This is a genomic window from Vibrio nigripulchritudo ATCC 27043, assembly GCF_000222685.1.
In the GTDB taxonomy this organism is placed as follows: Bacteria; Pseudomonadota; Gammaproteobacteria; order Enterobacterales; family Vibrionaceae; genus Vibrio; species Vibrio nigripulchritudo.
On the sequence record NZ_AFWJ01000154.1, the window covers coordinates 1 to 3,725 of the forward strand.

Annotated in this window: 3 protein-coding genes; 2 read left to right on the plus strand and 1 reads right to left on the minus strand. The window is 46.2% G+C overall.

Annotation, left to right across the window (positions count from 1 at the left end):
* Positions 1-27: 27 nt before the first annotated feature.
* On the minus strand, positions 28-1,494 hold the full coding sequence (locus RH89_RS13460) for an aldehyde dehydrogenase family protein (RefSeq protein WP_004402750.1): 1,467 nt from the start codon (positions 1,492-1,494) through the stop codon (positions 28-30).
* Between the two features lie 279 nt (positions 1,495-1,773).
* Here RH89_RS13460 and RH89_RS13465 point away from each other — a divergent pair, with 279 nt between their 5' ends.
* Complete coding sequence (locus RH89_RS13465) at positions 1,774-2,919, plus strand: fumarylacetoacetate hydrolase family protein (protein ID WP_004402752.1); 1,146 nt, start codon at positions 1,774-1,776, stop codon at positions 2,917-2,919.
* Positions 2,919-3,725 (plus strand): C-terminal binding protein (locus tag RH89_RS13470; protein WP_004402754.1); only part of this gene is annotated, 807 nt, incomplete at its 3' end. The genes RH89_RS13465 and RH89_RS13470, both read left to right, overlap by 1 nt.

A 3,725-nucleotide genomic window follows, 5' to 3' on the forward strand; every position in this document is an offset into this window, starting at 1 on the left:
TGTCTATTCCCAGAAATCCAGGGCTCATTATTTTGATCTCCCCGGTTGTTCAAAGCGCGTTCTGATGTGTTTGAACTGCAGGTATTCCAGCATACCTTCCCGACCATGTTCATATCCCACACCGCTCTGCTTTCTCCCACCGTAGGGTGCGTTGATAATGCCAGCATCTACGTTGTTAACGGCAACATTTCCGTAATCGAGCCGGGAGGTCAGGAATTTGGTTTCATCCATGTGCTTGGAATACACATAGGCGGCGAGACCGTAAGGGGTATCGTTGCAAAGCTCTATGGCGTGTTCCAAAGAATCATAAGGTGCGACACCTACCACTGGTCCAAACGTCTCTTCGCTCATTACTTTCATATTCTGCGTACAGTCAACCAGCACAGTAGGGCGAAAGAAGAGCCCTTGCTTAAATTCCTGACCTATCGGAGGTAGCCCGCCTTCTAAAAGATTTGCACCTTTATCTAACGCGTCAGCAATATGCTCCTGTGTCTTTTTCAACACGTCTTCAGAAGCAAGAGCGCCCATGTCTGCGTCTGGCGAATCCAGCCCGTTTGCCACAGTGAGATAGCTTGCACTTTCAGCCAGCTTTTCTACAAATTTTGAGTACAGGCTGCGGTCAACATAGATACGATTAATCGCTACACAAATTTGACCGTTGTTTCGAAACGAGCGTCTTGACGCGCCTTTGACAGCTTCGTCCAAGTCGGCGGAACCAGTCACGACCATTGGGCAGTTCCCACCGAGTTCCAGAGAAAGTCTTTTGATGTTTCTACACGATTGCTGAATCTTCAAACCGACTTCACTGGATCCAGTAAATGCCACCTTCTTTACTGTGGGATGTTCAACCAACTCCTGACCAACGGCACTGCCAGAGCCTGTTACAAAATTCACTACTCCAGGCGGAATGCCGACTTGTTCCACCTTCTTAGCTATGGCTAATGCGGTAAATGGCGTGAGCTCAGCGGGTTTAATGACGATGGTGCATCCGGCCGCCAGAGCAGCACATAATTTCCAACCCACTAATTCTGCGGGATAGTTCCAGGGAGTAATTGCAGCAACCACCCCAATGGGTTCGCGAATGACAAGGCTTTCAAAATCATTGCTGTCATTCGGAAAGGACTCCCCATGAATTCGTACCGCTTCTTCCGCGTAAAAATGGCAGGTCTCGGCAAGCTTAAGGATTTCGCCTTTTGCTTCATTTAACGGCTTGCCCTGCTCGGTTGTCATAACCTGTGCGATACACTTTGCGTCCGCTTCTATTGCTTCGCCAAGTTGGTGAAGAAAATTCGCTCGTTCTTTAGCAGAGAGTTGAAACCAATGTTGAAATGCACTTTCGGCTGCCTCAACTGCACCGTCCACTTCTTTGGGCGTAGATGTGCAAATTGAGCCAATTACTTGCCCAGTGGCAGGGTTAACGACAGGGGTCAACTTACCTGCTGGACGTATCCAGTGACCATTAATGTAAGTGGTTTCTGATAACTCATCGATCATGAATGTCACCTTATCCTTGGTGGTTTTTGACGGCATTTCTGTCAAATACGGTACCGATTTGTTACTCAATATATAGTAAAACTACTTTAATGGGTGTTTCAAATGTGAGAGATGTGGTAATGAATTACCCGTAAAGGCAAGATGGAGAATGGTAAATTAATTTAACTAATTGATAATAAATAATTAAGAGCGCATCTAGTAAAAATAAATATTACTGGTTGCTTTTTGATCGATTTGTCATTATGAATGTAGTTAAACTACTTTATAAGGAGAGTCGGTATGTTACCTAAGGACAGGAAAAGCGCAAAACTATTGGGAAGAGTGTGGCGTTCCAAACACTCTGGACCATCAATTGTCATAGTCAAGGAAGACAGATTACTAGACATTACACATCACTTCCCAACGATAACGGATGCACTGAACGCTGATCTATCGGCTCTTTACGATGACCTAAATGGTGAGGATTTAGGAGGCATTGAATCCTTTGTTCATTCGCCAGAAGCTATGTGCCCTGATACGTCTAACAACTGTCTGCTCGCTCCTTGTGATCTTCAGGCAATTAAAGCATGCGGTGTGACCTTTGCTAAAAGCATGGTCGAGCGTGTAATCGATGAGCAAACACAGGGGGATTCTGAACGGGCAAATGTGATTCGAGAACGGATTGCAGAAGCAATAGGGTCTAACTTATCCAATCTTGAAGCCGGTTCAGAACTCGCCAATAAGGTAAAAGAAACACTCATAAAAGAGGGGCTGTGGTCTCAATACCTTGAAGTTGGCATAGGACCAGATGCCGAAGTGTTCACCAAGTCGCAGCCTATGTCGGCTGTCGGGTATGGAGCTGAGATAGGCATCAACCCAATCTCTAACTGGAACAATCCTGAGCCTGAAGTGGTTCTCGCGGTAAACGAAAAGGGTGTGATCCGAGGGGCGACACTAGGCAATGATGTGAATTTGCGTGATGTTGAGGGGCGTTCTGCGCTCCTGCTGGGTAAAGCCAAAGACAACAATGCATCCTGCGCGATTGGACCTTTTATTCGTTTATTTGATGAATCTTTTTCTTTGTCTGATGTGGCAAATGAGGAAATAGCACTGACTATAGTTGGAACTCAGGGTTTTCAACTCAACGGACACTCCAATATGAGTGAAATCAGCCGTTCACCTGACAATCTGGTGCGCCAGACAATAAACAGTAACCACCAATACCCGGATGGATTGATGCTGTTTTTAGGTACTATGTTTGCCCCAACACAGGACCGGTATTCAGAAGGTGGTGGTTTTACCCATGAGCAGGGTGACGTTGTCACTATAAGCAGTCAATTTCTTGGTGAACTCAAAAATACCGTTGTGAGTTCCGACCGTGCCGCTCCCTGGCGTTTTGGAACACGTGCTTTGATGACCAATCTGGCGCAAAGGGGTCTTTTGTGATGAGTATGGTCGAAAAGATAAAAGTCGTAGTCACCGATCAGGCTTTTGGTTCGGTAGAAAATGAGCAACGCATGGCTTCCCGTGTCGGCGCGCAATTTAGCGATCATCAATGCGCAACGGAAGAAGAGACTCTAAAAGTTGTGAAGGGGGCTTCGGTTGTGTTCAACAACTTTGCTCCGATAACACCGAAAGTTATGAAAGTGATGGAGCCCGGTGCGACTGTGATTCGTTATGGTGTCGGTGTCGATAACGTAGATCTGGTTGCGGCTAACCAACTTGGTATTCATGTCTGCAACGTACCAGATTACGGAGTAGACGAAGTGGCTGATCATGCCATGGCGATGATACTAGCGTTAGCCCGAAAACTGGCGTTGTATGACAAAGGCATCAGAAACCAACACTGGTCAATAAAACAAATTGTTGGAGAACTCAAATCACTACGAGACTGCCAGGTCGGGCTTGTAGGCTTTGGCAGAATCGCCCGGTCTCTTTCAACACGATTAGAAGCCTTTGGGTGCAAAATTCAGGCTTATGACCCTTATGTTAATCAAGTTGACGTAATCGTAGACATGGTGACATTTGAGCAGCTAGTTGAAACCTCGGATATTGTCTCATTCCATTTACCTTACACCCCAGAAACCCACCATGTTTTAAACGCAGAAATGATCGCGCGGATGCCACAAGGGGCGATAGTGATCAATGTGTCTCGTGGCGGATTAATCGATGAAGAGGCTTTGGCGAAAGCTGTTCAAAGAGGGCATATATTTGGTGCCGGGTTAGACGTCTTTGAAAGAGAACCTTTACCT

What these genes read in the sequence shown, in the direction of transcription:
- RH89_RS13465 (WP_004402752.1), top strand. Translation starts at nt 1,774, where the DNA reads ATGTTACCTAAGGACAGGAAAAGCGCAAAACTATTGGGAAGAGTGTGG.
- RH89_RS13460 (WP_004402750.1), bottom strand. Translation starts at nt 1,494, where the DNA reads ATGATCGATGAGTTATCAGAAACCACTTACATTAATGGTCACTGGATA.